This window comes from Mesorhizobium sp. M7A.F.Ca.ET.027.02.1.1, from assembly GCF_004022985.1.
Lineage (GTDB): Bacteria > Pseudomonadota > Alphaproteobacteria > Rhizobiales > Rhizobiaceae > Mesorhizobium.
In genome coordinates this window covers 1-907 of sequence record NZ_RZOL01000832.1, presented here as the reverse complement: position 1 = coordinate 907, position 907 = coordinate 1, and the positions used below count along the sequence as shown (strand labels likewise).

At 53.3% G+C, this 907-nt stretch carries 1 protein-coding gene; it reads left to right on the top strand.

The genetic code is table 11. From position 1 onward, the window contains the following. Positions 1 to 907: thioesterase domain-containing protein (locus EN749_RS36480; RefSeq protein ID WP_145991211.1), on the top strand; the 907-nt coding region annotated here is incomplete at both ends.

Sequence of the window (907 nt, the reverse complement as noted above, 5' to 3'; positions counted from 1 at the left end):
AGCTTCTCGGTGTCGAGCGGGTCGGGCGCCACGACCACTTCTTCGAACTCGGCGGCCACTCGCTGCTGGCCGTCCAGCTACTCAGCCGAGCATCAGATCTTGGACTGAATTTTAGCGCTGCCGATGCCTTCCAGGCCCCAGTTCTGAAGGACCTTGCATCGAAGGTTGGCTTGGAACCACAGCCCAGCAGTGCGGGAGTGATTTCCGTTCAAGCAACCGGATCGCAGCCACCGCTGTTCTTTGTTCCCACAGGTTTCGGCGATTGTTCCTATGTCGTCAGTTTGGTTAAGGAAATGAATGTAGACTGTCCCGTCTTTGCTTTGCCATGGCCGACTTTCGATGAAGCTCGTCCACTGACTCTTGAAGCGATTGCTGACATGGTCATCTTGGCAATCAAAGAAATTCAGCCCCACGGTCCATACCGCTTCGCAGGATACTCGTCGGGCGGCATCCTCGCCTACGCCATAGCCCAGCGCTTACTGGCCCTGGATGATACCGTGTCCTTCATGGCGTTCATCGATGTTACGTTATTTGCGAATCGATCGAGCATGTCCCCCTCTCTGATCGTCCGAAACATGGTGTTGGAGCGTTTCGAATCGTTGAATGATGAAACCTTCGAAGTTTTGAAACGCTTTGCTGGACAATGTTCAATTGCTCAGCTGATTGAAAAGGCAAAGAGAATTGGGGCGATACCTCCGGATCGTGATCTCCACGATGACATTCTGATGTCGGAAAGAACCGCCCAATTTCATAGGGCATTGCAGTCGTATCAAGTTCCGTCCCTGCCAATCGAGATATATCAGTTTTATGCCATGGAGCCTCTCATCAGCCGTCGGATACCACCTGATAAAGCCTCAACAGGCCAAGAGGCTCGTTCGCCTATGCGCGGCTGGGACCGGGTCTTGAG